The organism is Cupriavidus sp. MP-37 (genome assembly GCF_020618415.1).
Classification (GTDB): Bacteria; Pseudomonadota; Gammaproteobacteria; order Burkholderiales; family Burkholderiaceae; genus Cupriavidus.
Genome location: NZ_CP085344.1, coordinates 3438162 through 3463195 on the forward strand (window position 1 = coordinate 3438162; position 25034 = coordinate 3463195).

Here is a 25034-nt window from a genome sequence, read left to right on the forward strand (position 1 = left end):
AGCGGCCTCAGGAGCCTGAGCCGACCTGCTGGATCACGCCGTTGGGCGCCACCAGGTAATACTCGGCGCCGATCCCGACCCAGCGCGTGCCCTTGCGCGGCGCCGGCAGGTTGTACTGCTTGTAGTCGTCGATCACATACTGGCGGTCGCGGAACTCGGTGGGCAGCCGGTCGCCCTTCTTCCACTGCTGCACCTGCATATAGGGCGAGCTCTGCGCCGCCGGCGCGGACGCCGCCATGGGATCGGTCATCGGCCTGGACCTGGCACCGCCCTGCGCCATCGCAAACGGCGCCGCCAGCACGCTTGCCGCCAGCAACAACACTGGCATCGCTTTCTTGGTCTTCATCGTGATCTCCTTGCGTACGGGAAAACCGAACTGCCGGAGGATCCGACAGCATCTACCAGATTAGTCACAAATGCCGGCAAGCGGGCATCCGGCGGCCGCGGCGCCTTCGGCAAGCGCTGCGGCGCGCGTTCACAATTGTTTGCCGGTCAGGCCCCCATTCGGGGGGGCGCCTCCGGCGCCACCCGTGTCTAGAATGCTCGCACAGAAACAATTTGTTACCAGCAGCCGCAATCCAGTGCATTGGCTGCGGGTCGCACTGCGGGGCCCCGTCGACGTCGCGACATCGCGCGGGCGCATGCCGCTTTCCATGTTCCCTGGCTTGCGCGCTTTGACGCGCTTTGCACGCGGGTTTCACCCCCTGCCAGAGGACACCAAGACAGGGGACTCTCCGTGTTGCACGATGCCGGTCAATTCCTGGCACTGGTCAATCCCGCCATTGCCTTGCTGCTTGCGCTTTGCTTCCTGTTTGCGTGGCACCACGAGCGCGCGCGGCCCCACCTGCTGCAGGTCGGCGCCTGCTATCTGCTGGCCGCCGTGGCAATCGGCCTGCAGGTCCTGTGGCCGCCGCGCGGTGGCGGCGGGACTGCAACCTTCACGGGCGCGCTCTACCTGGGCAGCGCGGTGCTGCTGCTGCGCGGCATGCTGGCCCGCATCGGCGCGCGGCCCGACCGCTGCGCGGCGGTGGCGCTGCCGCTCGCGCTGTTCGGCATGCTGGCGTGGTTCGACCTGGTGCACCCGAGCCTGGTCGCGCGCATCTACATCCTGAATGTCGGCGTCGCGCTGATCCTGGTGCCGGGGGTGGCGCCGCTGGCCCGCCTGCGCACCGGCCGCGCCGTAGACCGGGTGCTGTTCTGGGTGTACGTGGTGTTCGCGCTCCAGTTCCTGCCGCGCACGCTGCTGGCGCTGGCGGCGGCCGCCGCGCACGATGCCGCCGTGCTGTCGCCCACCGCCGGCTGGCTATGGCTGCAAACCACGCTGGCCCTGCTGCTGCTTGTGCTCGGGCTGGCGCTGCTGGCGGCGACCGCGCAGGACGTGATCGACGACCTGCGCCATGAACGCGATACCGATCCGCTGACCCAGCTGCACACGCGCCGCAGCCTCGAGACGCTGGCAGCGCGACTGATTCCGCCCGGCCCGGGCGAGGCACTGAGCGTGCTGTTGTGCGACCTGGATTACTTCAAGTTCATCAACGACAACTACGGCCACAGTGCCGGCGATGCGGTGCTGACGCAGGTCGGCCACATCATTGCCGCCGGCATCCGCCGCCGCGATATCGCCGCCCGCCTGGGCGGCGAGGAATTCGTCGTGCTGTTGCCCGACACCCCGCACGAAGCAGCGCTGCAACTGGCCGAGCGGCTGCGCCAGACGCTGGAGCAAACCAGCATGGACGTGCTGCCAGGCATGCGCAGCGTCACCGCCAGCTTTGGCGTGGCCACGCTGCGGCCCGGCGAAGACCTGGAAGCCCTGCTGATGCGCGCGGACAACGTGCTGTATGCGGCCAAGAACAACGGCCGCAATTGCGTCGAATGGGAGCGCGAGGCCGGCCTGGCGGCGTTGGCCTGAGACCTGGCCTGGCGCGGCACGCTGCGCCCTCGCGCCCCGAAAAAGCAGAACCCCCGCAGTGCGGGGGTTCTATGGCGATACCGGCGAGCTTCTGTGGCGATACTCAGAACGGAATATCGTCGTCCATATCCTCGAAGCCGTTCGAGGCCGGCTGCTGCGGACGGCGCGCGGCGCCGCCCTGCTGGCCGCCACCGCCCTGTGCGCCACGGCCGCCGCCATAGCCACCGCCGCCCGAAGCTTCGCGGCTATAGCCGCCGCCACCACCGCCACCGTAGCCGCCTTCATCGCCGCCACCGCCGCCGCCGCCCTGGCGTGAACCCAGCATCTGCATCTGGTCGGCAACGATCTCGGTAGAGTACTTGTCCTGGCCGGACTGGTCCTGCCATTTGCGGGTGCGGATGCGGCCCTCGATATAGACCGACGAGCCCTTGCGCAGGTATTGGGCGGCGATCTCGGCCAGCTTGCCGAACATCGCCACGCGATGCCATTCGGTGGCTTCCTTCATCTCGCCGGACTGCTTGTCCTTGTAGCGGTCGGTGGTGGCCAGGCGCAGGTTGGTGACCGCGTCGCCGCTGGGCATGTAGCGCGTTTCCGGGTCTGCGCCGAGGTTGCCGACGAGAATGACTTTGTTGACCGATGCCATGTGAATGTTCTCCAAAAGCCACGCGCGGTGTTGAAAAGCGTGGCAATACGATGACGGTGAAAGCGGGTTGTAGTGCGACGCCGTAGTTTGACGCGATCGTGCCGCGACGTAAACGAACATCGCGCCCCCGCCAGAATGCCGGGTGGCGCGATGATGCTAGGCCTCTTTCCGGCCCGGATGCTTTACCAAATGATGCGACTGATGCAAAAGCAGGCGCCGGTTCAGGCCGCGGTTGCCGGTGCGGCTTCCTGCCCGCGCGCCGGCGGCGCCTTCATGCTCCAGGCGATTATAAGCCACAGCAACAGCACCGCCGCGCAGCCCACGAACACCGCGCTGCGGCCCTCGTGCTGAAGCAGCCAGCCGCCCGCGGCACCGCCCAGGAACAGGCCCAGCGCCTGGGTGGTGTTGTAGACGCCGAGCGCCGCGCCGCGCGCGGCCGCGGCGTAGCGCGATACCAGCGAAGGCTGCATGGCCTCCAGCACGTTGAAGGCGACGAAGAACAGCAGCAATACCGCGACAATCGCCCACAGGCCGTGCACCGCGGCAAACAGCAGCTGCACCGCCGTCATCAGCGCCACCGCGCCCAGCAGCACCGGGCGCACGCGGCCGTAGCGCTCGGCCGCCATCATCGGGCCCAGCATCAGCACGAAAGACACCAGCACCACCGGCAGGTAGACCTTCCAGTGCTGGTCCAGCGGCATGCCGGCATCGGCCAGCATCGCCGGCACCACCATGAACATCGCCACTTGCGACGCGTGCAGCGCCAGCACGCCGACATTGAGCCGCGCCAGGTCGCCGTTGAGCAGCACCTTGCGGAACGGCAGCCGCACCGGGTGCGGCGGCGGCGGGGTCGGCACCAGGAACACGGTCACGCCGATGGCGACCAGCCCCAGCACCGACATCAGCCCGAAGATGCCGGACATGCCGATGCTGTGCAGCAGCGGCGAGGCAATCACCAGCGACAGCGCGAAGGTCAGCCCGATGCTGCCGCCCACCATCGCCATGGCCTTGGTGCGATGGCGCTCGCGGGTCAGGTCGGCGATGCAGGCGGTGATCGCCGCGGAGATCGCGCCCATGCCCTGCAGCGCGCGCCCGGCGATGATGCCGGACAGCGTGTCGGAAAACGCGGCCACCAGGCCGCCGGCGATAAACAGCAGCAGGCCGCCCACCATCACCGGCTTGCGCCCGACGCGGTCGGACAGCCACCCCAGCGGGATGTGCAGGAACGCCTGCATCAGGCCATAAATGCCCATGGCCAGGCCCACGCGCTGCGCATCCTGCCCGTCGGGCAGGGCACGCGCGTATTCGGCAAAGACCGGCAGGATCAGGAACAGGCCCAGCATGCGCAGCGCAAAGATGCTGGCCAGCGACACCGCGGCGCGCAGTTCGGCGCGCGTCATGCGTTCGCGCGCGGGGGCTTGGGATGCGTCGGCGGCACCCGTATCCGGGGAAGAAGACTGGATCGACGGCATTGCGATCGTGGGATCGTGTGGATTCGGGGTCGGGCTGTTGCCGGTGGGCGGCAATGGTCGGGTCCGCTGGTGGCCGGACAACCCCGGAAACCGAAGTTGGGTATATTAACAGGTTTGCTCCTTCGCGCTTCCCGGGTCACCTGGCCATGCCGGTTACCCCCAGAGGTGCGCCCGGGCGCGCATTCCGGCCGGGGCGGCCTGCCTGGCGACGACTTTTCGGCATATGGAAGAAATCAAGATCCGTGGGGCGCGTACCCACAACCTGAAGAACATCAATCTCGACCTGCCGCGCAACCGGCTGATCGTGATTACCGGGCTGTCCGGTTCGGGCAAGTCCTCGCTGGCCTTCGACACGCTCTACGCCGAGGGCCAGCGCCGCTACGTGGAATCGCTCTCGGCCTACGCCCGCCAGTTCCTGCAGCTGATGGAAAAGCCCGATGTCGACCTGATCGAGGGGCTGTCGCCGGCGATTTCGATCGAGCAGAAGGCCACCAGCCACAACCCGCGCTCGACCGTCGGCACCGTCACCGAGATCCACGACTACCTGCGCCTGCTGTACGCGCGCGCCGGCACCCCCTACTGCCCCGACCACAACCTGCCGCTACAGGCACAGAGTGTGTCGCAGATGGTCGACGCGGCGCTGGCGCTGCCGGAAGACACCAAGCTGATGATCCTGGCGCCGGTGGTGGTCGACCGCAAGGGCGAGCACTCCGACCTGTTCGACAGCATGCAGGCGCAGGGCTTCGTGCGCTTTCGCATCCGCTCGGGCGGCGGGACCGCGCACGAGGCGCAGGCCCGGGTGTACGAGGTCGATCAGCTGCCCAAGCTGAAGAAGACCGAGAAGCACAGCATCGACGTGGTGGTGGACCGCGTCAAGGTGCGCGCCGACATCAAGCAGCGCCTGGCCGAGTCGTTCGAGACCGCGCTGCGCCTGGCCGACGGCCGCGCGCTGGCGCTGGAGATGGACAGCGGCAAGGAGCACACCTTCAGCTCGCGCTTTGCCTGCCCGATCTGCTCGTATTCGCTGCAGGAACTGGAACCGCGGCTGTTCTCGTTCAACAACCCGATGGGCGCGTGCCCGAGCTGCGACGGGCTGGGGCAGATCACCTTCTTCGATCCCAAGCGCGTGGTCGCCTTTCCCAACCTGTCGCTGTCTTCGGGCGCGATCAAGGGCTGGGACCGGCGCAACCAGTTCTACTTCCAGATGCTGCAAAGCCTGGCGGCGTACTACGAGTTCGACACCGAGACGCCGTTCGAGGAGCTGCCGGAAAACGTGCAGCAGGTCGTGCTGCATGGTTCGGGCGAACTGGAGATCCCGTTCACGTACATCAACGAGCGCGGCCGCACCACGGTGCGCGAGCATGTGTTCGAAGGGATCATCCCCAACCTGGAACGCCGCTACCGCGAGACCGATTCGGTCGCGGTGCGCGAGGAACTCGCCAAGTACCAGAACAACCAGCCCTGCCCGGCCTGCCACGGCACGCGGCTGCGCACCGAGGCGCGCCACGTCAAGCTGGGCGACGGCGAGCAGGCGCGCGCGATCTTCGAGATCAACGGCTGGCCGCTGCGCGATGCGCTGACCTACTTCCTGACGCTGGACATGCACGGCGCCAAGCGCGAGATCGCCGACAAGATCGTCAAGGAGATCACCGCGCGGCTGAACTTCCTCAACAACGTCGGGCTGGACTACCTGTCGCTGGAGCGCAGCGCCGACACGCTGTCCGGCGGCGAGGCCCAGCGCATCCGGCTGGCGTCGCAGATCGGCTCGGGCCTGACCGGCGTGATGTACGTGCTGGACGAGCCTTCGATCGGCCTGCACCAGCGCGACAACGACCGCCTGATCGGCACGCTCAAGCACCTGCGCGACATCGGCAATTCGGTGCTGGTGGTCGAGCATGACGAAGACATGATCCGCGCCTGCGACTACGTGGTCGATATCGGTCCCGGCGCCGGCGTGCACGGCGGCATGATCGTGGCCGAGGGCACGCCGCGGCAGATCGAGGCCTCGCCGGCATCGCTGACCGGGCAATACCTGTCCGGCCAGCGCCGCATCGAAGTGCCGAAGCAGCGCACCGCGCCCGACGACGAGCGGCTGCTGCGCATCGTCAACGCCAGCGGCAACAACCTGCGCAACGTCACCGCCGAAGTGCCGGTGGGCCTGCTGACCTGCATCACCGGCGTGTCCGGCTCGGGCAAGTCGACGCTGATCAACGACACGCTGTACCACGCGGTGGCGCGCCACCTGTACGGCTCGACCCCGGAGCCCGCGGCGCACGACCGCATCGAGGGGCTGGAGCATTTCGACAAGGTCATCAACGTCGACCAGAGCCCGATCGGCCGCACGCCGCGCTCCAACCCGGCCACCTACACCGGCCTGTTCACGCCGATCCGCGAGCTGTTCGCCGGCGTGCCCGCGGCCAAGGAACGCGGCTACGACCCGGGCCGCTTCTCGTTCAACGTCAAGGGCGGGCGCTGCGAATCGTGCCAGGGCGACGGCGTGCTCAAGGTCGAGATGCACTTCCTGCCCGACGTCTACGTGCCCTGCGACGTCTGCCACGGCAAGCGCTACAACCGCGAGACGCTGGAGGTGCTGTACAAGGGCAAGAACATCTCCGAGGTGCTCGACCTGACCGTCGAGCAGGCGCACGAGTTCTTCAGCGCGGTGCCGGTGGTGCGGCGCAAGCTGCAGACGCTGCTGGACGTGGGCCTGGGCTATATCCGGCTGGGGCAGTCGGCGACCACGCTGTCGGGCGGCGAGGCGCAGCGCGTCAAGCTGTCGCTGGAGCTGTCCAAGCGCGACACCGGGCGCACGCTATATATCCTGGACGAGCCCACCACCGGGCTGCATTTCCACGATATCGAACTGCTGCTCAGGGTCATTCACAAGCTGCGCGACCAGGGCAATACCGTCGTCATCATCGAGCACAACCTCGACGTCATCAAGACCGCCGACTGGCTGATCGACATGGGGCCGGAGGGCGGCGCCGGCGGCGGGCAGGTGATTGCACGCGGCACGCCGGAGGCGGTGGCGAAGAGCAAGGCGAGTTTTACGGGGAAGTATTTGAAGCCGTTGCTGGAGCGTTGAGCGTTCGAGCGGGCAGGAGCGAGCGCGACCCGCTTACCTCAGCCGTTACAGTCGTTGAGATGTATCAAGATGAGGTGAGATAGCGCCCTCACCGCCGCTGCGTCCTCCTAATGTGAAGGTACGGGCGTGATGATTTGCATCACGTCGTCCCTTTCCACCACGACGAGGAGACGTTGATGCGGTTTCGAACGCTGAACCTGCTCATGGCTGCTTCTCTTGTGTCAATTGCAGGCATGAGCTCCAGCAATGCACAGAATGCGCCCGACAATGCAATTCACAATGCAGATGGCTCACGAACCATCTTGCGGTCGCAACAACTGCCTGAGGCCAACGAGCGCCACGCGCGGTGGTGCCAGATGCACGGTGCGGTGGACATTACAAACGAAGGCGATGTAACGCTCGGCCCAAATACATTCGACGGGGTAGTCTGTCAATCGCTCGATCCTTCCAAGCCGGGCTTCTCTGGCGCGTACATACCGAAGGATCAGAGCCTGCGCATCATCTCTCCCGACGCCGAGATGGAGAAGGCTCCCTCCATCATTCCGCAGCGCTCCGGCATGTCGCCCAGGTAAGGCGGCGCGCTGCGCCAAGATCAATCCAGCCCCGCAGCCGGCAGCACCCGCGTGCGCCGGGCCGCGCCACCGTGCGGCAACTCGATCACCACACCCCCGCCGCTGTCGGCGCCGTGGCCCGTCAGCGCGGTGATCACCACCTGGTGCGTGACCATCAGGTAAGGCCCGCCGCGCGGGTCGAGACCGTCGATCATGCGCGACAGCTGCGCGACCTGCGCGTCGCGGCGCTGTACATCGGCGCCGAAGAATGAATTGAGCAGCGGCTGCACCTGTACCGGTCCCAACGCCATCAGCCGCGCGGTGTCCTGGCAGCGGCACCAGGCGCTGCTCCACACCTGCGTCGGCCGAAAGCCGGCCGCCTTCCAGCTCGCACCCAGCCGCGCCGCCTGCTCGCGTCCGCGTGCGTCGAGGTTGCGCTGCGTGGCGCAATCGGCCAGCCGGAAACCGGGCGGGTCGCCCACGCCCGGCGCGCTGGCATGGCGCAGTACCACCACGACATGCGGGTGCCGCAGCTCGGTCACCGCGATCTCGCGCTGTGACGCCGGAGCGACCTGTGCGGCGGCAAGCGTCGGGACGAAGGCAAGCAGGGCAAGCCATCTGCAAAAGGCAGGCATCGGCGGCTCCGGTGATGGGCCAACCCCTCCGGTATAGCAGGCGCCGGCTTGCTTTCGCTACTTCGCGCCCTACCATGAAGCGGTCGGCGACACCCATCGCACAGGAGCCCCGCCATGGAACTGACGGTCGTACCGGTCACCAAGCCGGAAGCCACCAACTTCATCTTCGGCCAGTCGCACTTCATCAAGACCGTCGAAGACCTGCACGAGGCGCTGGTGGGCACGGTGCCCGGCATCCGCTTCGGGCTGGCGTTCTGCGAGGCCTCGGGCAAGCGGCTGGTGCGCTGGTCGGGCACCGATGAGCCCCTGATCGACATGGCTTGCGAGAACGCGCGTGCCATCGGCGCGGGCCACAGCTTCCTGATCTTCCTGGGCGACGGCTTCTTCCCGGTGAACGTGCTGGGTGCGGTGCGTGCGGTGCCGGAGGTGTGCCGGATCTACTGCGCGACGGCAAACCCGACGCAGGTCATCGTGGCGCAGACCGATGCCGGGCGCGGCGTGGTGGGCGTGATCGACGGCGCTTCGCCGCTGGGGATCGAGACCGAAGCGGATGTGGCGGAACGCAAGGCGTTGCTGCGGAAGTTTGGGTACAAGCTTTGAAAGCACCCAAACAGAGCGAACAGGGCGCGCGGTTTTGAGTGCGCCAATGCCGCCCGAACTAGCCTGAGCAAGGTGTTCTCCCTCTCCCCTCATGGGGAGAGGGCCGGGGTGAGGGGTGGTCTAGCTGGGAACCACATCAAGCGGAGCCAACGGTTTTTAACCCGCTGGCCTCAGCCATTGAGACTCCCGCCCTCACCCCCTGCCCCTCTCCCGCAAGCGGGAGAGGGGAGCAAACCCGCGGGGATCGGCAGGGCCAGAACTCAGGGCCGCGCGGCCTGTACGGTCGAGACCGGCGGCACATCGTCTTCCTTCATCCGGCTGCGGTTGAGCACGCCGGCCTGCTCCAGCACCGGATAGGCGGTGGCGCAGAACAGCGAGTTCAGCCGTTTCAGCTCACTGATCACGTCCAGGTGCAGCGAGCTGGTCTCGATGCTTTCCGCGGTCTGCACCGCCACGCGCTGCAGATGGGTGCGCGCGTACTTGCGCTCCAGTTCGCGGAAGTTGGCCTTCTCTGCCATCAGCGCCTGCGCGCTCTTGAGGTCGCCATTGAGAAACACCGACAGGCCCAGCCGCAGGTTCGCGACGAGTCGCGCGTGCATCTCGGCGATTTCCTGCATGCCGGCCTCGGAGAACATCAGGTTGTGCGCGATCTTCTTGTCCTTGGTATCGAGCAGGATGCGCTCGATGATATCGCCCGCATGCTCCAGGTTGATGGTGAGCGAGATGATCTCGGTCCAGCGCTGGCCGTCGCGCTCGTCGAGCGCTTCCAGGCTGATGCGGGTCAGGTAGAGCTTGATCGCGGTGTAGAGGTCGTCGACCTCGTTGTCGATGCGGCAGGTGGCAGTGGCCAGCTTGGCATCGTTGGTGCGCAGCACGCGCAGCATGTTGTCGAGCATCTGCTCGATGCGGTCGCCGATGCGCAGCACTTCGCGCGCGGCGTTGGACAGCGCCAGCGTGGGGGTGGACAGCGCGGCGGTATCGAGATGGCGCGGCGTGACCTGGCTGTCGCCGGTATTGCGCCCGGGCAGCACCTTTTCGCACAGGCGCGCCAGCGGCGCGGTGGCGCCGAGCAGCAGCACTGCCAGCGCGACATTGAACAGCAGGTGGAAGTTGACGATCAGCCGCTGCGGCTCATGGTCGACCAGCGCCAGCAGTTCCTCGGCCTGGCCCAGCAGCGGCAGCGCGATCAGGCAGCCCAGCAGGCGCGACAGCAGATTGCCCAGCGTCACGCGCTTGCCCGGCTGGTTGTTGCCCGAAGTAGTCAGCAGCGCCGAGACGCCCGAGCCCAGGTTGGCGCCCAGCACCAGCGCCAGCGCCACGTGGATCGACACCACCCCGGCCGAGGCCAGCGCGCCGCAGAACAGCACCACGGCCAGGCTCGAATAGCACAGGATGGTCAGGAAGGCGCCGACCAGCATGTCGAGGCCCGAGTCGCCGGTCAGCGAGGCAAACAGCACCTTGACGCCGGCGGCCTGCACCACCGGCCGGGTCGCGATCGAGATCAGTTCCAGCGCCAGCGTGATCAGGCCCAGGCCGATCAGCACGCGGCCGACGTGGCCCGGCTTGCTGCCCTTCCAGGTCAGGTGGCAGATCACGCCGACGAAGATCAGCAGCGGCGACAGCCACGACAGGTCCAGCGAGAACACCTGCACCATCAGTGCGGTGCCGACGTTGGCGCCGAGCATGATCGCCAGCGCCGGCGCCACGGCGATCAGTCCCTGGCCGACGAAGGAACTGACGATGACGGCGGTGGCGTTGCTGCTCTGGACCAGTCCGGTGACGCCCAGGCCGGCGAGGAAGGCGGTGAAACGGTTGGAGACGCTGGTCGACAGCACGTGGCGCAGGTTGGCGCCATAGACGCGCAGGATGCCGACCTTGACGATGTTGGTGCCCCAGACGAGCAGGGCAACGCCCGATAACAGGTGAAGGAGTACGCCCATGGTGCGCCTTTGTGTGACCGGTGTCGGATACTGAACGGAGGCTCCGCCCGGTCATCGTGTCGTTGTCAAGGGCTCATTATGCGCCTGGCCCCCGGCACCGGCAACGGCATCGGCCGCGCAGCGTCCGCGGCCTGCCGGCAACGCCAGTCAGGGCAGCGCGACCCTGATGCCGAGCCCGACGAAGATGGCCCCGGCAGCGCGGTCCAGCCAGCGCCCGGTGGCCGGCCGCCGGCGCAGCCAGGTGCCCAGCCAGCCCGCGCACAGCCCGAACAGCGAGAACACCACCGCGGTCTGCAGCATGAAGACCACGCCCAGCAGCAGGAACTGCAGGCCGGGATGCGCCGCATCGGCGCGCACGAACTGCGGCAGGAACACCAGGAAGAACAGCGTCACCTTGGGGTTCAGCATGTTGCCCAGCACGCTCTGGCGGAACACGCGCGCAAGCGGCACGGCCTCGACCTCGCCGCCCTGCGCCAGCCCGCCACGCGCACGCAGCGCCTGGATGCCGATCCAGATCAGGTAGGCGGCGCCGGCGTACTTGATCAGCTGGAACGCCAGCGGCGAAGAGCGCAGCACCGCGGCCAGCCCGACCGCGGCGATCACGGTGTGGAACAGGCAGCCGACCGAAAAGCCCAGCGCCGCCACCAGCCCGGCGCGACGCCCCTGCGCCATGCCGCGCGCCAGCACCTGCAGGTTGTCCGGCCCCGGGGCCACGGTCACGGCGACGGAGGTCAGCAGGAACAGCAGCAAGTCAGGCATGGAGACTCCTTGCGTGGATTCTTACGCGGGCGCGCATCGCTCAGTGCCCCTCGAACTTGCACACGGTAAACAGGGGCAACCCGGCGCCGTGCAGCAGCTTCGATCCGCCCAGCTCGGGCAGGTCGACGATGGCGGCGCCCTCCACCACCGTCGCGCCCAGGCGCTCCAGCAGCTTGCGCCCGGCCATCATGGTGCCGCCGGTGGCGATCAGGTCGTCGACCAGCAGCACGCGGTCGCCGGCCTTGCAGGCGTCGGCGTGGATCTCGACCGTGGCGCTGCCGTATTCCAGTTCGTATTCCTCGGCCACGGTCTGGAACGGCAGCTTGCCCTTCTTGCGGATCGGCACGAAGCCCAGGTTCAGCTCGTACGCGACGATCGCACCCAGGATAAAGCCGCGCGCATCGATGCCGGCGACCAGGTCCAGCTGCGCGTCCATATAGCGGTGCACGAAGACATCGATCAGCACGCGCAGCGTCTTGGGATCCTGCAGCAGCGGCGTGATGTCGCGGAACATCACACCGGGCTGGGGCCAGTCCGGCACGGTCCGGATGCGGTCGCGCAGGTAGCCGGTGACGTCGCCGAGGTCGGGGGACTGGATGATGGAATCTGCCATAGGGGTTGGGGAGATAGGCGCGCGGCGCCGGTCAGAAAGCGGTGGCAGCGGCATGCGGACGGCGCGGTAACCAGTTACCACCCGCGCCACGGGGGCGCCCCGCACAATGGCCGTGCCGGCCGGACGGGCTGCCCGTGCCGGCTTGCCGCGTCCGGCACCCGCCGGACACCCGTAACCATACAGGAGACCACGATGGCAAAAAAGATTCTGATGCTGGTGGGCGACTACGCCGAGGACTACGAAACCATGGTGCCGTTCCAGGCGCTGCAGATGGTGGGCCACGCGGTCCACGCGGTGTGCCCGGACAAGCGCGCCGGCGACGCCTGTGCCACCGCCATCCATGATTTCGAGGGCGACCAGACCTACAGCGAGAAGCGCGGCCACAATTTCACCCTCAATGCCACCTTTGCCGAGGTCGACCCCGCCGGCTACGACGCGCTGGTCATCCCGGGCGGACGTGCCCCCGAATACCTGCGCCTGAACGCGCGCGTGCTGGAGATCGTCCGGCACTTCGCCCAGGCGGGCAAGCCGATTGCCGCGGTGTGCCATGGGGCCCAGCTGCTGGCGGCTGCGGGCGTGCTGGAAGGCAAGACCTGCTCCGCCTACCCGGCCTGCGCGCCGGAAGTGAAGCTGGCCGGCGGCACCTATGCCGAGATTCCCGTCGACCAGGCCCATACCGACGGCAACCTCGTCACCGCCCCGGCCTGGCCGGCGCATCCGGCCTGGCTGGCGCAGTTTCTTGCGGTGCTGGGCACGCGGATCGTACATTAGTGCTTTCCGCACGCGGCGCCCCCACGCGTGGTGCATGGCTTGCCGCCCCGGCCGGCCATGCACAGCCTGCCGGCCGCGCCGCACGCCAGGGAGCCTTTCATGTGTGAAATCTTTATCCGCGCCAATCCGGCGTCTTACCAGAGCCAATCGCGCTCGCTGCGCCTGCATGGCGCGGCCACCAGCATCCGGCTGGAAAGCCTGTTCTGGGAAGTGCTGGAAGAACTGGCGCAGCGCGACGGCATGACCGTCAACCAGCTGATCACGCGCCTGCACGACGAACTGACCGAACACCGCGGCAGCGAGGCCGTGGCGGGCAATTTCTCATCGTTCCTGCGGGTGTGCTGCCTGCGCTACCTGATGCTGCAGGGCGAGGGCCGCATCCCGGCCGATCGCGACGTGCCGATCCGCTCGCTGGACCCGCGCGCGGTGCTCGACAACCTCCCGGAGTCCTGGGTCGAGCCGCGCCCACACTGAGCCTTGCTGCGGCGCCGGTTCCGGCGCTCAGCCGTTCAGGATGCGCGTCTCGGCGGCCTCCAGCGCCTCGGGCGGCCCGCGCAGCACGACGATATCGCCGGGCTCCAGCACGGTCTCGGGCTGGGGGTCGAAGGCGCGGATGCCGCGCCGGCGCACCGCGGTCACTTCGACCCCGATGCGCTCCAGCCCCAGCACGCCCAGGCGCCTGCCCACCGCGGTGGATTGCGGCCCGAGCGACACCGAATGCAGCCGCACCGAGTCGCGCTCGACCATGTCTTCTTCATCGTCGCGGCCGTGGAAATAACCGCGCAGCAGGCTGTAGCGCGCGTCGCGCGCCTGCTGCACGCCGCGCACCACCCGGCGCATCGGCACGCCCAACAGCACCAGCGCATGCGAGGCCAGCATCAGGCTGCCTTCGATGATCTCGGGCACCACCTCGGTGGCGCCGGCCTTCTGCAGCGTGTCGAGCTCGGAGTCGTCGACCGTGCGCACGATCACCGGCAGCGCCGGCGCCAGCTCCTGCACATGGTGCAGCACCTTCAGCGCCGACGGCGTGTTGGCATAGGTCACGATCACCGCGGCGGCGCGGTGCAGGCCCGCGGCGATCAGCGCCTCGCGCCGGCCGGCGTCGCCGTAGACCACGGTATCGCCCGCGGCGGCGGCCTCGCGCACGCGGTCGGGGTCCAGATCCAGCGCCACGTAGTTGATGCCCTCGCGCTCCAGCATGTGCGCCAGGTTTTGCCCGCTGCGGCCAAAGCCGCAGATGATGGCGTGCTTCTCGGTCTGCAGGCTTTGCGCGGCGATGCGGGTCATGTTCAGCGACTGCATCAGCCATTCGTTGGCGGCGAAGCGCAGCACGATGGCGTCGCTGTACTGGATCAGAAACGGTGCCGCCAGCATCGACAGCAGCATCGACGCCAGGATCACCTGGATCAGCACCGGGTCGACCAGGTTCAGGCCGTCGATCTGGTTCAGCAGCACGAAGCCGAACTCGCCCGCCTGCGCCAGCCCCAGCCCGGTGCGGATGGCCACGCCCTGGCGCGAGCCGAACACGCGCGCCAGCGCCGCGATCAGCACCAGCTTGAACAGCACCGGCACCACCAGCAGCGCCAGCACCAGCCAGACATGGTCCAGCACCACGCGGATATTGAGCAGCATGCCGATGGTGACGAAGAACAGCCCCAGCAGCACGTCGCGGAACGGCTTGATGTCTTCCTCCACCTGGTGGCGGTAGGGCGTCTCGGAAATCAGCATGCCCGCCATGAAGGCGCCCAGCGCCATCGACAGGCCCAGCCGCTCGGTCAGCGCCGCCATGCCCAGCGTGACCAGCAGCAGGTTCAGCATGAACAGTTCCTGCGAGCGGCGCGCCGCCACCACGTGGAACCAGCGGCTCATCAGGCGCTGGCCCAGGAAGAAGATCGCACCCAGCGCCACCACGATCTTGAGCGTGGCCAGGCCCAGCGCCTTCATCAGGTCGCCCGGATCCTGCGACAGCGCCGGAATCACGATCAGCAGCGGCACCACCGCCAGGTCCTGGAACAGCAGGATGCTGATGATGTTGCGGCCGTGCTCGCTCTCCAGCTCCATGCGCTCGGACAGCATCTTGGACACAATGGCGGTGGAAGACATGGCCAGGGCCCCGCCCAGCGCCACCGACGCCTGCCAGGACAACGGGAACAGCCAGTTGAAGGCCCAGCTGGCCGGCACCACTGCCAGCATCGACAGCACCACCTGCGAACCGCCCAGGCCGAACACCAGCCGCTTCATCGCGCGCAGCTTGGCCAGGCTGAATTCCAGCCCGATCGAGAACATCAGGAAGACCACGCCGAATTCCGCCAGGTACTTGGTCTGCGCGGTATCGCTGGCCAGCCCCAGCGCATGCGGGCCGATCAGGATGCCGACGGCGAGGTAGCCCAGCATCGGCGGCAGCTGCAGCATGCGGAATGCGACCACGCCGAACACGGCGGCGGCCAGCAGCACCAGGGTCAGTTCCAGCGGAGAATGCATCAGGTGGTCAAGGTGACCGGCCAGGCGCGCGTCCGACCCGGCACGGGCACCCTGCCGGCAGACAATGCGGCGAGCACGGCAAGCACGACGCGCGCCACGGGCCGGCCCAGGTGTCGTCGCATTCGTTGGTATACTTCGTCGCCATGATAGCCAATTTCGATGCGGATCGAGCACTCCGGCTCGCCCGCGACACGCTCCAGACCGAAGCCGATGCGGTTTCCGCACTTTCCGGCCGCCTGAACGGCGACTTTGCTCATGCCGTGCAGCTGATCCTGCAATGCACCGGGCGCGTGGTCGTTTCCGGCATCGGCAAGTCCGGCCATATCGGCCGCAAGGTCGCGGCCACGCTGGCCTCGACCGGCACCCCCGCGTTCTTCGTGCACCCGGCCGAAGCCAGCCACGGCGACCTCGGCATGGTCACGCGCGACGACGTGCTGATCGCCTTCTCCAATTCCGGCGAGACCGGCGAGCTGCTGTCGATCATCCCGATCGTCAAGCGCATCGGCGCGCGCCTGATTTCGGTCACCGGCAATCCGGACTCCAACCTCGCCAAGCTGGCCGACGTCCACCTGGACGCCGCGGTCGAGAAAGAAGCCTGCCCGCTGAACCTGGCCCCGACCGCCAGCACCACCGCCGCGCTGGCGCTGGGCGATGCGCTCGCGGTCGCGGTGCTCGATGCGCGCGGCTTCGGCGAGGAAGATTTTGCCCGCTCGCACCCCGGCGGCGCGCTCGGGCGCAAGCTGCTGACCCATGTGCGCGACGTGATGCGCACCGGCAACGCCGTGCCCGAGGTACGCGAAAGCACGCCGCTGGCGCAGGCGCTGATGGAAATCACGCGCAAGGGCATGGCCATGACCGCGGTGGTGGATACCGACGGGCGCGCCATCGGCGTGTTCACCGACGGCGACCTGCGCCGCCTGCTGGAAACCCCGCGCGACTGGAAGACCGTGCCGATCGGCGAGGTCATGCACCGCAACCCGCACGTGGTCAACCAGGACCAGCTGGCAGTGGAAGCCGTGCAGGTGATGGAAGCCAACCGCATCAACCAGCTGCTGGTGGTGGACGACGATGGCCGCCTGACCGGCGCGCTGCATATCCACGACCTGACCCGCGCCAAGGTCATCTGAGCCGGCGCACCACCGACGGCATCCGCAGCACAACGCCAAGGACACCATGCAGGCACTCCTCGCCTCCCTCAGCGGCATCGTCATGCGGCTGCTGCCGCTGCTGCTGATGGCCATCGTGGCGGGCAGCACGTTCTGGCTGGTCCAGATCAACTCCCCCAAGGAAGACCAGGCCGCGCAGGCTCCCAAGAAGCACGAGCCGGACTACTTCATGGACCGCTTCTCGGCCACCGAGCTGGCGCCCGACGGCAGCACCAAGATCCGTTTCACCGGCGAGCGCATGGTCCACTTCGAGGACGACCAGACCTACGAGGTCACGCGCCCCGCCATGCGCGCCTATGAACCGGACCGCCCGCCCGTGACCGCGCGCGCCGACATCGGCCGCATGAACGCCGAAGGCACGGTGATCGACCTGTACGGCAATGGCTACGTGCTGCGCCAGCAGGGCAAGGATCCGTCCAAGGATCCGCAGCTGACCGCGGCGTCGAGCTACTTCCAGCTGCTGGTCAATGACGACATCGTCAAGACCGACAAGCCCGTCAAGCTGACGCGCGGCCCGTCGGTCATGACCGCCAACGGACTGATCTTCAACAACGTCACCCGCGAAGTACAATTGCTCGGCAATGTACGCGGCACCATCATCACCGGGCCGTCCCCGGGCCGCGCGCCAGGGTCCTGAACTTCCGGTCCGGCGCCGCCGCGTACACGGCGCCGGCCGGCACGGCCCGCACCGCGCGCCGATTTCCGCGCAAACCGCACCATCACGCATCCAGACGCCCTCGAGCAACCCTGCCAACATGACCGCTTTCCTGACGACATCGTCCCGTCGACGCACCGCCCCGGCCCTGCTTGCGCTGGCCCTGGCCTTCGGCCTGCTGGCCCAGCCCGCCCTCGCCGAGCGCGCCGACCGCGACAAGCCGATGGTGCTCGAGGCGGACAACGCCAGCTATGACGACGTCAAGCAGATCTATACGCTGACCGGCAACGTGGTGCTGACCAAGGGCACCATGATCCTGAAGTCGGACGCCGCCGAGCTGCGCACCGACCCCGAGGGCTACCAGTTCGCCGTGGCCACCTCGAAGCCGGGCAAGCAGGCCTATATCCGCCAGAAGCGCGAAGGCGTCGACGAATACATCGACGGCTGGGGCGACCGCATCGAATACGACGGCAAGCAGGAATTCTCCAAGCTGATCGGCAATGCCCGCATGGCGCGGCTGCAGGGCGCCAAGCTGGTCGACGAGATCCGCGGCGCGGTGCTGACCTATGACAGCCGCAAGGAACTCTACACCGCCGCCGGCGGCGGCAGCGGCGATGCCGCGGCGGCCAACCCGTCCGGCCGGGTGCGCGCGGTGCTGTCGCCGCGCCAGGACCAGAAGTCCGGCACCGCGGGCGGCGGCTCGCCGCTGGACCTGAAGCCCGCTCCCGCGCCCGCCAACAAACCCTGACCGTACCCATGACCGATACCGCCACCATTGCCGAGAAGCCTGCCGTCGCAGCCAACGCCGTCCTGCCCGGCGGCAGCACGCTGGTCGTGCGCCACCTGAAGAAGCGCTATGGCTCGCGCACGGTGGTCAAGGATGTCTCGCTCGACGTGAAAAGCGGCGAGGTGGTCGGGCTGCTCGGCCCCAACGGCGCGGGCAAGACCACGTCGTTCTACATGATCGTCGGCCTGGTGGCGCTGGACGAAGGCGACATCGTGCTCGACGGCGACCACATCAGCGGGCTGCCGATCCACGAGCGCGCGCGCATGGGGCTGTCGTACCTGCCGCAGGAAGCGTCGGTGTTCCGCAAGCTCAACGTCGAGGAAAACATCCGCGCGGTGCTGGAGCTGCAGCTGGACCAGGGCAAGCCGCTGGCCAAGGCCGAGATCGAGCGCCGCCTCGATGCCCTGCTCGATGACCTGCAGATCGCGCACCTGCGCAACAACCCGGCGCTGTCGCTGTCCGGCGGCGAGCGCCGCCGCGTGGAAATCGCGCGCGCACTGGCGTCATCGCCGCGCTTTATCCTGCTGGACGAGCCGTTCGCCGGCGTGGATCCGATCGCCGTCGGCGAGATCCAGCGCATCGTCAGCTTCCTCAAGGCGCGCAATATCGGCGTGCTGATCACCGACCACAACGTGCGCGAGACGCTCGGCATCTGCGACCACGCCTACATCATCAGCGAAGGCACGGTGCTGGCCGCCGGCCAGCCCGAAGACATCATTGCCAATGACGCCGTGCGGCGCGTCTACCTGGGCGAAAACTTCCGCATGTAACACGGGCGGCTGCCCCGCGCGGGCGGCCATGGCTGCACGGCCGGAAGAGCCAGCGGCGATCACAGCGCATCAGCGATAGCAATTTCCGTTCCAACATCGGAAAGATGCGCATAAAATAGGTCGCATGAAACCGTCGCTACAGCTCCGCCTCTCCCAGCACCTGGCACTGACCCCGCAGCTGCAACAGTCGATCCGGCTGCTGCAGCTTTCCACGCTGGAATTGCAGCAGGAGGTCGAACAGGCGCTGACGGAAAACCCGCTGCTCGAGCGGGAGAACGACTGGATCGAAAGCCCGCTGCGCGTCGCGGCCGATGGCTCGGTCAACGTACAGAGCGCGCCCGCGCCCGCCCCGGCGGAGCCCCAGGGCAATGGGGACGCCCGCGCCGAAGGCGGCGCCGATGACAGCTACGGCGACAACAGCAGCGGCGACGACTACGGCAACGGCGACTGGAGCCTGGACGACTTCGCCCGCCGCCCGCAAGGCGACGAGGACGAAAAGACGCCGATGCAGCTGCGCGAGGCCGAGCCCACGCTGCGCGAATACCTGATGGAGCAACTGACGCCGCTGAAGATCTCGGCGCGCGACAAGGGGCTCGCCATCTTCCTGATCGAATCGCTCGACGACGATGGCTACCTGAGCGCCTCGCTCGAAGAGATCTGCGCGGAGCTGCCCGAAGAGCTCGAGTTCGATCCCGACGAAGTCCACGCCATCCTGACGCTGCTGCAGAGCTTCGATCCGCCCGGCGTGGGCGCGCGCAATGCCGCCGAATGCCTGGCGCTGCAATTGCGCCGCCTGACCCACCCGCAGCGCGAACTGGCGCTGACCATCGTCACCCATCACCTGGAACTGCTGGCGGTGCGTGACTACACGCGGCTGAAGAAGGCACTGCAGGTCGACGAAGTCGCGCTCAAGGCCGCGCATGACCTGATCCGCTCGCTGGCCCCGTACCCGGGCCACGCGTACAGCCGCCCCGAGGCCGATTTCGTTGTGCCAGATGTGTTCGTGCGCAAGGGCGGCGGCGGCTGGATCGCGCAGCTCAATCCGGATGTGATGCCGAGACTGCGCATCAACGACATGTACGCGCAGATCCTGCGCGGCGCAAAGGGCGAGACCGGCACCGCCGGGCTGCAGCAGAAGCTGCAGGAGGCGCGCTGGCTGATCAAGAACATCCAGCAAAGGTTCGACACCATCCTGCGTGTCTCGCAGGCCATTGTCGAGCGTCAAAAGAACTTTTTCACTCACGGTGAAATCGCCATGCGCCCCTTGGTTTTGCGGGAGATTGCCGATACACTGGGTTTACACGAGTCAACCATCTCCCGGGTGACGACCAATAAATACATGGCCACGCCGATGGGTACTTTCGAACTGAAGTACTTCTTCGGTAGCCACGTGTCCACCGAAACCGGTGGCGCGGCTTCATCAACGGCCATCCGCGCCTTGATCAAGCAACTGATAGGAGCCGAAGACCCGAGGAATCCCCTTTCCGACAGTCGCATCGCCGAACTGCTGGGCGAGCAAGGCTTCGTTGTCGCACGCCGCACCGTCGCCAAGTATCGCGAAGCCTTGAAAATCCCCGCAGTGAATCTCCGCAAGTCTTTGTAGCCGAGCCCACCGCCTGCCTGGTGAGGCTCTTTCAGAAGGAGAAGCGCTATGAACTTCAAGATCAGTGGACACCACCTGGACATCACGCCGCCTCTGCGTGAGTACGTGGAAACGAAGCTGGAGCGAATCGTCAGGCATTTCGATCAAGTCATTGGCGTTAGCGTGCTGCTCTCTGTCGACAATCACAAGGAAAAGGACCGGCGCCAGTACGCGGAAATCAATCTGCATCTCAAGGGCAAGGACATCTTTGTCGAGGCGCATCACGAAGACCTGTATGCAGCAATCGACGCACTCGTCGACAAGCTGGACCGTCAGGTGATTCGCTACAAGGATCGCGTGCAAGGCCACGACCGTGAAGCGGTCAAGTACCAGATGGCCGCAGCGCAAATGCAGCAATAAACCCATGCCCGGCGGCCCCGCAGAGGGCTGCTGAACCAGGATTCCACAGGCAAGCCGCGCCGCGAAGCGCGGCTTTTTTGCGCCCTGGTGCCGGCCTGGCTGTGGCGGCGGAGCCAACACTGTCACACATGGGAAACCGAGGTGTTCGCAAGCGCAGCGCCAAGGTGTATGCTGCGCCATACAAAGAGAGAGAGAAAATCGTGGCCGCGCCTGCTTGCGCTGCACCGCACAATGCGAGGGTAGCCCCTGCTCTATAATGGGCCGGACGTCTCCCCCGCCGCGCCGGCCGCGCCGGCTGCGGTCACGGAGCCAGCCGCTGCCCGGCGGAACGGTCCGCCCGCTAACTGAAATCCTGCGCATCGCCCATGAATCGTTTGGCCAAATTGCTGCCACCCGGCAACATCACCCTCGACGTCAGCGTCACCAGCAAGAAGCGTGTGTTCGAGCAGGCCGGGCTCCTCTTCGAGAACAACCATGGCGTGGCGCGCGCCATCGTGACCGACAACCTGTTCGCACGCGAGTCGCTGGGCTCGACCGGACTGGGCGCCGGCGTGGCGATCCCGCACGGGCGCATCAAGGGCCTCAAGCAGCCGCTGGCCGCCTTCATGCGCCTGGCCGAGCCGATCCCGTTCGAATCGCCGGACGGCAAGCCGGTGTCGCTGCTGATCTTCCTGCTGGTGCCGGAACAGGCCACGCAGCAGCACCTGGAAATCCTGTCCGAGATCGCGCAGCTGCTGTCGGATCGCGACATGCGCGAGGGCCTGGCGACCCTGCCCACGCCCGATGCCGTGCACGAACTGCTGATTGCATGGCATCCCTGATCCACTGATTCCCCAGAGCGGGCCGGCACCCAGACCGGGCAGGCGCCACGCGCTTCGCAGTCCGCCTTACCAGTCAACCCGCATGGAACTCACCGGCGTCACCTCCCAGTCCATCTTCGACGACAACGCAGCCGACCTCAAACTCTCGTGGGTCGCCGGCCTGGAGGGCGCGGACCGCGCCTTTGACGTGGAATTCGCCCGCGAAGCGACCTCCGCGGCAGACCTGGTGGGCCACCTCAACCTGATCCACCCGAACCGGATCCAGGTCCTCGGCAAACCCGAGATCACGTACTACCAGCGGCTGGACGACGAGACCCGCAAGCGCCAGATGGGCGAGCTGATCCTGCTGGAGCCGCCGTTCCTGGTGATCGCCGACGGCATGGAGCCGCCGCCGGACCTGGAACTGCGCTGCACGCGCTCGTCGACGCCGCTGTTCACCACGCCGGTGTCGTCCGCGGCGGTGATCGACCACCTGCGCCTGTACCTGTCGCGCATCTCGGCGCCGCGCGTGACCATGCACGGCGTCTTTCTCGACATCCTCGGCATGGGCGTGCTGATCATGGGCGAGTCGGGCCTGGGCAAGAGCGAACTGGGCCTGGAACTGATCTCGCGCGGCCACGGGCTGGTGGCCGACGACGCCGTCGATTTCGTCCGGCTCGGGCCGGATTTCATCGAAGGCCGCTGCCCGCCGCTGCTGCAGAACCTGCTCGAAGTGCGCGGCCTGGGGCTGCTCGACATCAAGACCATCTTCGGCGAGACCGCGGTGCGGCGGAAGATGAAGATCAAGCTGGTGGTGCAGCTGGTGCGGCGCAACGACGGCGAGTTCGAGCGGCTGCCGCTGGATTCGCAATACCTCGACGTGCTGGGGCTGCCGATCCACATGGTCAAGATCCAGGTGGCGGCCGGCCGCAACCTGGCCGTGCTGGTCGAGGCCGCCGTGCGCAACACCATCCTGCGCCTGCGCGGCATCGACACGCTGCGCGATTTCATGGACCGCCAGCGCGCCGCGATGCAGGCCGACGCGGTCTCGCGCGGGCAGGGCCGGCTGCTTTAAGCCACATTCGCAGCGGCTTGCAATTGCTTACAACGGCGTAGCAACCTCCCGTCAACGTTTCTCAGGCATGCTCCGTTTTGTGCTGTAATGGGCATCACGCCCGTTACGGAAGCCGCAACGCCGACCCAGGCGCGCGGTGACAAGGTTTTCCACCCCCGAGGAGAGCAAGCATGAAGAGCCTGATTGCAGTGTGCGCGCTGGTTACCCCCTTGTTCGCGGCCAGCGCCTTTGCGCAGACCGCCACCCCGGCCACGCCCGCCACCCCGGCCAAGCCATCGGCTGCGGCCCCGGCGACGCCCGCCGTGCCGGCCACGCCTGCGACCCCGGCCAATCCGGACAAGCCCGCGGCCAACACGCAGCAAGACAAGATGAAGGCCTGCAACGCGCAAGCCTCCGGCAAGAAGGGCGACGAACGCAAGGCGTTCATGAAGGAATGCCTGTCGAAGTCCGGCGCGCCCAAGACCCAACAAGAGAAGATGGCAGCCTGCAGCAAGTCCGGCAAGGGCAAGAAAGGCGACGAATACAAGGCCTACATGAAGGAATGCCTGTCGAAGGCAGCCTGAGCGGCGACGACTGGCGAAACCGATGGCGAACCGCGAGGTTCGCCATTTTTGCTGGTGTCAAAGAGCTGTCATGACGCAGCCGGCACCTGATGCTATGCTTCAGTTGCTATGCGCATCATCCTCATCACCGGCATATCCGGTTCCGGCAAGTCCGTCGCACTGAACGTCCTCGAAGATGCAGGCTACTACTGCGTGGACAACCTGCCGGCGCAGTTCATCCCTGAACTGACCCGCTATCTCGACAGCCAGGGCTATACGCACCTGGGCGTCGCCACCGACATCCGCAGCCGCGAGTCGCTCGACCAGTTGCCCGACACCGTGCGCGCGCTGGCCGCCGAGCACCAGGTCGAGGTCATTTTCCTGACCGCCAGCACCGACGCCCTGGTGCAGCGCTACTCCGAGACGCGGCGCCGCCATCCGCTGTCGGCACGCACCGATGGCGTGCCCGGCGGCGGCGCTTTCAACGACACCGCGCTGATGGAAGCGATCGAGATGGAGCGCGCGCTGCTGAGCCCGCTTGCCGAGGCCGCGCACCGGATCGACACCAGCAATGTGCGCACCAATACGCTGCGCAGCTGGATCAAGGAGCTGATCCGCGACGACAGCCAGCGCCTGACGCTGCTGTTCGAGTCGTTCGGCTTCAAGCACGGCGTGCCCAGCGATGCCGACATGGTGTTCGACGTGCGCTCGCTGCCCAACCCCTACTACGACCTGGCGCTGCGGCCGCTGACCGGCCGCGACACGCCGGTGATCGATTTCCTGCAGGCGCAGCCGATGGTGCTGGCGATGGCCGAGGATATCCGCGCCTACGTCGAAAAGTGGCTGCCAAGCTTCATTGCCGACAACCGCAGCTACCTGACCGTGGCGATCGGCTGCACCGGCGGCCAGCATCGCTCGGTCTATATTGCCGAAAGGCTCGCCAACTATTTCCGGGCACATGGTAATGTGCTGGTCAGACACCGAGAGCTCGCACCGGCGGGCTGACGCACGCGGCATGGCACCCCGGGCTGCACGGGGCATCTGAGCGCGGCGTCGGCCTGGCGGCCCAATGCTGCGCGACCCCAAGCCTGCACCGCATGTCCTCGACCGACCTCTACCGTCCCACCGGTTCCGAAGACCCGCCACGGACGCTCGACAACCTGCCGCTGTTCCCCTTGCACACGGTGCTGTTTCCCGGTGGACGGCTGCCTTTGCGCGTGTTCGAGGCGCGCTATGTCGACATGGTGCGCAACTGCCTGCGCGACAGCGCTCCCTTCGGGGTGTGCCTGATTGCCAGCGGCGAGGAGGTGGCGCGGCCCAACCAGCCCACCGTGCCCGAACTGGTCGGCTGCCTCGCCGAAATCGTCGACTGCAACATGGAGCAGCTGGGCGTGCTGCTGATCCGCGCGCGCGGCCGCGAGCGCTTCCATATCATCAGCCATGAAACCCGCGACGACGGCCTGCTGGTGGCGCGCGCCGAGGTGCTTGCCCCCGACATCATCGACTGCAAGCTGGAACTGCTGGGCGAATGCCTGGACGCGCTGCGCCGCATCGTCACGCGGCTGCACGCCGAGCAGCCCGACCGCATGCCGTTCGACGAGCCGTACCTGTGGGACGACCCGAGCTGGGTCGCCAACCGGCTGTGCGAACTGCTGCCGGTGCCGCTGAAGGCCAAGCAGATGCTGATGGCCTTGCCCGACGCGGGCATGCGCATCGAGATCGTGCACCGCTACATGCGGCAGAACCACATGCTGTAAGGCGGCTGTTCCTCCCCCGCC

26 protein-coding genes are annotated in these 25034 nt (G+C 67.2%); 17 read left to right on the forward strand and 9 right to left on the reverse strand.

The features are described from left to right. Positions 1 to 7: 7 nt before the first annotated feature. Positions 8 to 346: an RcnB family protein gene (locus LIN44_RS15810; protein WP_227312889.1), complete on the reverse strand. Its 339-nt coding sequence runs from the start codon at positions 344 to 346 to the stop codon at positions 8 to 10. Between the two features lie 390 nt (positions 347 to 736). Here LIN44_RS15810 and LIN44_RS15815 point away from each other — a divergent pair, with 390 nt between their 5' ends. Beyond that, complete coding sequence (locus LIN44_RS15815; protein ID WP_227312890.1) at positions 737 to 1909, forward strand: diguanylate cyclase; 1173 nt, start codon at positions 737 to 739, stop codon at positions 1907 to 1909. A gap of 103 nt (positions 1910 to 2012) precedes the next feature. Here the strand turns inward: LIN44_RS15815 and LIN44_RS15820 are convergent, their stop codons facing one another. Further along, positions 2013 to 2552, reverse strand: coding sequence for a single-stranded DNA-binding protein (locus tag LIN44_RS15820; protein ID WP_227312891.1), 540 nt, complete (start codon positions 2550 to 2552; stop codon positions 2013 to 2015). Positions 2553 to 2773: 221 nt separating this feature from the next. After that, complete coding sequence (locus LIN44_RS15825; RefSeq protein WP_227312892.1) at positions 2774 to 4024, reverse strand: MFS transporter; 1251 nt, start codon at positions 4022 to 4024, stop codon at positions 2774 to 2776. A gap of 223 nt (positions 4025 to 4247) precedes the next feature. On the opposite strand from LIN44_RS15825, the gene uvrA reads away from it, so the two are divergent. After that, positions 4248 to 7109, forward strand: coding sequence for an excinuclease ABC subunit UvrA (uvrA, locus tag LIN44_RS15830; protein WP_227312893.1), 2862 nt, complete (start codon positions 4248 to 4250; stop codon positions 7107 to 7109). Positions 7110 to 7285: 176 nt separating this feature from the next. After that, a complete protein-coding gene (locus LIN44_RS15835) occupies positions 7286 to 7681 on the forward strand; it encodes a hypothetical protein (RefSeq protein WP_227312894.1) in 396 nt (131 codons plus the stop codon). Between the two features lie 20 nt (positions 7682 to 7701). On the opposite strand, the gene LIN44_RS15840 is transcribed toward LIN44_RS15835, so the two are convergent. Next, positions 7702 to 8295, reverse strand: a complete 594-nt coding sequence (locus tag LIN44_RS15840) for a histidine phosphatase family protein (RefSeq protein ID WP_227312895.1) — start codon at positions 8293 to 8295, stop codon at positions 7702 to 7704. Positions 8296 to 8409: 114 nt separating this feature from the next. Between LIN44_RS15840 and LIN44_RS15845 the strand changes: the two genes are divergently transcribed. Further along, the gene (locus LIN44_RS15845; RefSeq protein ID WP_012351676.1) at positions 8410 to 8895 is read left to right on the forward strand and encodes an adenosine-specific kinase; all 486 of its coding nucleotides are present in this window, start codon (positions 8410 to 8412) and stop codon (positions 8893 to 8895) included. Between the two features lie 260 nt (positions 8896 to 9155). On the opposite strand, the gene LIN44_RS15850 is transcribed toward LIN44_RS15845, so the two are convergent. From LIN44_RS15850 to LIN44_RS15860, 3 genes are all read right to left on the reverse strand, one after another. Beyond that, positions 9156 to 10835: a Na/Pi cotransporter family protein gene (locus LIN44_RS15850; protein ID WP_227312896.1), complete on the reverse strand. Its 1680-nt coding sequence runs from the start codon at positions 10833 to 10835 to the stop codon at positions 9156 to 9158. Between the two features lie 147 nt (positions 10836 to 10982). Beyond that, positions 10983 to 11594, reverse strand: a complete 612-nt coding sequence (locus tag LIN44_RS15855) for a LysE family translocator (protein WP_227312897.1) — start codon at positions 11592 to 11594, stop codon at positions 10983 to 10985. Between the two features lie 40 nt (positions 11595 to 11634). After that, positions 11635 to 12207, reverse strand: a complete 573-nt coding sequence (locus LIN44_RS15860; RefSeq protein ID WP_092307548.1) for an adenine phosphoribosyltransferase — start codon at positions 12205 to 12207, stop codon at positions 11635 to 11637. A 192-nt stretch (positions 12208 to 12399) separates the two neighbouring features. Here LIN44_RS15860 and LIN44_RS15865 point away from each other — a divergent pair, with 192 nt between their 5' ends. Together LIN44_RS15865 and LIN44_RS15870 are read left to right on the forward strand one after the other, a co-directional pair. Further along, positions 12400 to 12978, forward strand: a complete 579-nt coding sequence (locus tag LIN44_RS15865; protein ID WP_227312898.1) for a DJ-1/PfpI family protein — start codon at positions 12400 to 12402, stop codon at positions 12976 to 12978. Positions 12979 to 13077: 99 nt separating this feature from the next. After that, positions 13078 to 13452 carry a ribbon-helix-helix domain-containing protein gene (locus LIN44_RS15870; RefSeq protein ID WP_062802030.1) on the forward strand — a complete coding sequence of 125 codons (375 nt, stop codon included), beginning with the start codon at positions 13078 to 13080 and terminating at the stop codon, positions 13450 to 13452. 27 nt (positions 13453 to 13479) lie between these two features. Here LIN44_RS15870 and LIN44_RS15875 read toward each other — a convergent pair whose 3' ends face one another. Together LIN44_RS15875 and LIN44_RS15880 are read right to left on the reverse strand one after the other, a co-directional pair. Then, positions 13480 to 15459 (reverse strand): monovalent cation:proton antiporter-2 (CPA2) family protein, encoded by a 1980-nt coding sequence (locus tag LIN44_RS15875; RefSeq protein ID WP_227312899.1) that lies wholly within the window; start codon positions 15457 to 15459, stop codon positions 13480 to 13482. Then, a complete protein-coding gene (locus tag LIN44_RS15880; protein WP_227314428.1) occupies positions 15459 to 15716 on the reverse strand; it encodes a hypothetical protein in 258 nt (85 codons plus the stop codon). Before LIN44_RS15880 ends, LIN44_RS15875 begins: the two co-directional genes overlap by 1 nt. Here LIN44_RS15880 and LIN44_RS15885 point away from each other — a divergent pair. From LIN44_RS15885 to LIN44_RS15935, 11 genes are all read left to right on the forward strand, one after another. Next, the gene (locus LIN44_RS15885) at positions 15603 to 16586 is read left to right on the forward strand and encodes an SIS domain-containing protein (RefSeq protein ID WP_115706200.1); all 984 of its coding nucleotides are present in this window, start codon (positions 15603 to 15605) and stop codon (positions 16584 to 16586) included. The two genes, LIN44_RS15880 and LIN44_RS15885, sit on opposite strands and share 114 nt — an antisense overlap. Before the next feature lie 46 nt (positions 16587 to 16632). Then, positions 16633 to 17262 (forward strand): LPS export ABC transporter periplasmic protein LptC, encoded by a 630-nt coding sequence (lptC, locus tag LIN44_RS15890; protein WP_227312900.1) that lies wholly within the window; start codon positions 16633 to 16635, stop codon positions 17260 to 17262. 118 nt (positions 17263 to 17380) lie between these two features. Continuing rightward, complete coding sequence (lptA, locus tag LIN44_RS15895) at positions 17381 to 18028, forward strand: lipopolysaccharide transport periplasmic protein LptA (RefSeq protein WP_227312901.1); 648 nt, start codon at positions 17381 to 17383, stop codon at positions 18026 to 18028. A gap of 8 nt (positions 18029 to 18036) precedes the next feature. Next, positions 18037 to 18837, forward strand: coding sequence for an LPS export ABC transporter ATP-binding protein (gene lptB, locus LIN44_RS15900; RefSeq protein ID WP_227312902.1), 801 nt, complete (start codon positions 18037 to 18039; stop codon positions 18835 to 18837). A 124-nt stretch (positions 18838 to 18961) separates the two neighbouring features. After that, a complete protein-coding gene (locus LIN44_RS15905; RefSeq protein ID WP_227312903.1) occupies positions 18962 to 20440 on the forward strand; it encodes an RNA polymerase factor sigma-54 in 1479 nt (492 codons plus the stop codon). A gap of 48 nt (positions 20441 to 20488) precedes the next feature. After that, complete coding sequence (gene hpf, locus LIN44_RS15910) at positions 20489 to 20839, forward strand: ribosome hibernation-promoting factor, HPF/YfiA family (protein ID WP_010814386.1); 351 nt, start codon at positions 20489 to 20491, stop codon at positions 20837 to 20839. 365 nt (positions 20840 to 21204) lie between these two features. Then, complete coding sequence (locus LIN44_RS15915; RefSeq protein WP_018008706.1) at positions 21205 to 21660, forward strand: PTS sugar transporter subunit IIA; 456 nt, start codon at positions 21205 to 21207, stop codon at positions 21658 to 21660. An 82-nt stretch (positions 21661 to 21742) separates the two neighbouring features. Continuing rightward, positions 21743 to 22714, forward strand: coding sequence for an HPr(Ser) kinase/phosphatase (gene hprK, locus LIN44_RS15920; protein ID WP_012351664.1), 972 nt, complete (start codon positions 21743 to 21745; stop codon positions 22712 to 22714). Between the two features lie 170 nt (positions 22715 to 22884). Then, positions 22885 to 23277, forward strand: coding sequence for a PsiF family protein (locus tag LIN44_RS15925; RefSeq protein WP_227312904.1), 393 nt, complete (start codon positions 22885 to 22887; stop codon positions 23275 to 23277). A gap of 108 nt (positions 23278 to 23385) precedes the next feature. Continuing rightward, complete coding sequence (rapZ, locus tag LIN44_RS15930) at positions 23386 to 24261, forward strand: RNase adapter RapZ (RefSeq protein ID WP_227312905.1); 876 nt, start codon at positions 23386 to 23388, stop codon at positions 24259 to 24261. 92 nt (positions 24262 to 24353) lie between these two features. Beyond that, positions 24354 to 25013 (forward strand): LON peptidase substrate-binding domain-containing protein, encoded by a 660-nt coding sequence (locus LIN44_RS15935; RefSeq protein ID WP_227312906.1) that lies wholly within the window; start codon positions 24354 to 24356, stop codon positions 25011 to 25013. The last annotated feature ends 21 nt before the right edge of the window (positions 25014 to 25034 follow it).

What these genes read in the sequence shown, in the direction of transcription:
- LIN44_RS15865 (WP_227312898.1), top strand. Translation starts at nt 12,400, where the DNA reads ATGGCAAAAAAGATTCTGATGCTGGTGGGCGACTACGCCGAGGACTAC.
- rapZ (WP_227312905.1), top strand. Translation starts at nt 23,386, where the DNA reads ATGCGCATCATCCTCATCACCGGCATATCCGGTTCCGGCAAGTCCGTC.
- LIN44_RS15935 (WP_227312906.1), top strand. Translation starts at nt 24,354, where the DNA reads ATGTCCTCGACCGACCTCTACCGTCCCACCGGTTCCGAAGACCCGCCA.
- lptC (WP_227312900.1), top strand. Translation starts at nt 16,633, where the DNA reads ATGCAGGCACTCCTCGCCTCCCTCAGCGGCATCGTCATGCGGCTGCTG.
- LIN44_RS15835 (WP_227312894.1), top strand. Translation starts at nt 7,286, where the DNA reads ATGCGGTTTCGAACGCTGAACCTGCTCATGGCTGCTTCTCTTGTGTCA.
- lptB (WP_227312902.1), top strand. Translation starts at nt 18,037, where the DNA reads ATGACCGATACCGCCACCATTGCCGAGAAGCCTGCCGTCGCAGCCAAC.
- LIN44_RS15905 (WP_227312903.1), top strand. Translation starts at nt 18,962, where the DNA reads ATGAAACCGTCGCTACAGCTCCGCCTCTCCCAGCACCTGGCACTGACC.
- LIN44_RS15870 (WP_062802030.1), top strand. Translation starts at nt 13,078, where the DNA reads ATGTGTGAAATCTTTATCCGCGCCAATCCGGCGTCTTACCAGAGCCAA.
- LIN44_RS15880 (WP_227314428.1), bottom strand. Translation starts at nt 15,716, where the DNA reads ATGAGCAAAGTCGCCGTTCAGGCGGCCGGAAAGTGCGGAAACCGCATC.
- hpf (WP_010814386.1), top strand. Translation starts at nt 20,489, where the DNA reads ATGAACTTCAAGATCAGTGGACACCACCTGGACATCACGCCGCCTCTG.
- lptA (WP_227312901.1), top strand. Translation starts at nt 17,381, where the DNA reads ATGACCGCTTTCCTGACGACATCGTCCCGTCGACGCACCGCCCCGGCC.
- LIN44_RS15885 (WP_115706200.1), top strand. Translation starts at nt 15,603, where the DNA reads ATGATAGCCAATTTCGATGCGGATCGAGCACTCCGGCTCGCCCGCGAC.
- LIN44_RS15925 (WP_227312904.1), top strand. Translation starts at nt 22,885, where the DNA reads ATGAAGAGCCTGATTGCAGTGTGCGCGCTGGTTACCCCCTTGTTCGCG.
- LIN44_RS15810 (WP_227312889.1), bottom strand. Translation starts at nt 346, where the DNA reads ATGAAGACCAAGAAAGCGATGCCAGTGTTGTTGCTGGCGGCAAGCGTG.
- LIN44_RS15875 (WP_227312899.1), bottom strand. Translation starts at nt 15,459, where the DNA reads ATGCATTCTCCGCTGGAACTGACCCTGGTGCTGCTGGCCGCCGCCGTG.
- hprK (WP_012351664.1), top strand. Translation starts at nt 21,743, where the DNA reads ATGGAACTCACCGGCGTCACCTCCCAGTCCATCTTCGACGACAACGCA.
- LIN44_RS15855 (WP_227312897.1), bottom strand. Translation starts at nt 11,594, where the DNA reads ATGCCTGACTTGCTGCTGTTCCTGCTGACCTCCGTCGCCGTGACCGTG.
- LIN44_RS15845 (WP_012351676.1), top strand. Translation starts at nt 8,410, where the DNA reads ATGGAACTGACGGTCGTACCGGTCACCAAGCCGGAAGCCACCAACTTC.
- LIN44_RS15860 (WP_092307548.1), bottom strand. Translation starts at nt 12,207, where the DNA reads ATGGCAGATTCCATCATCCAGTCCCCCGACCTCGGCGACGTCACCGGC.
- uvrA (WP_227312893.1), top strand. Translation starts at nt 4,248, where the DNA reads ATGGAAGAAATCAAGATCCGTGGGGCGCGTACCCACAACCTGAAGAAC.
- LIN44_RS15840 (WP_227312895.1), bottom strand. Translation starts at nt 8,295, where the DNA reads ATGCCTGCCTTTTGCAGATGGCTTGCCCTGCTTGCCTTCGTCCCGACG.
- LIN44_RS15825 (WP_227312892.1), bottom strand. Translation starts at nt 4,024, where the DNA reads ATGCCGTCGATCCAGTCTTCTTCCCCGGATACGGGTGCCGCCGACGCA.
- LIN44_RS15820 (WP_227312891.1), bottom strand. Translation starts at nt 2,552, where the DNA reads ATGGCATCGGTCAACAAAGTCATTCTCGTCGGCAACCTCGGCGCAGAC.
- LIN44_RS15850 (WP_227312896.1), bottom strand. Translation starts at nt 10,835, where the DNA reads ATGGGCGTACTCCTTCACCTGTTATCGGGCGTTGCCCTGCTCGTCTGG.
- LIN44_RS15915 (WP_018008706.1), top strand. Translation starts at nt 21,205, where the DNA reads ATGAATCGTTTGGCCAAATTGCTGCCACCCGGCAACATCACCCTCGAC.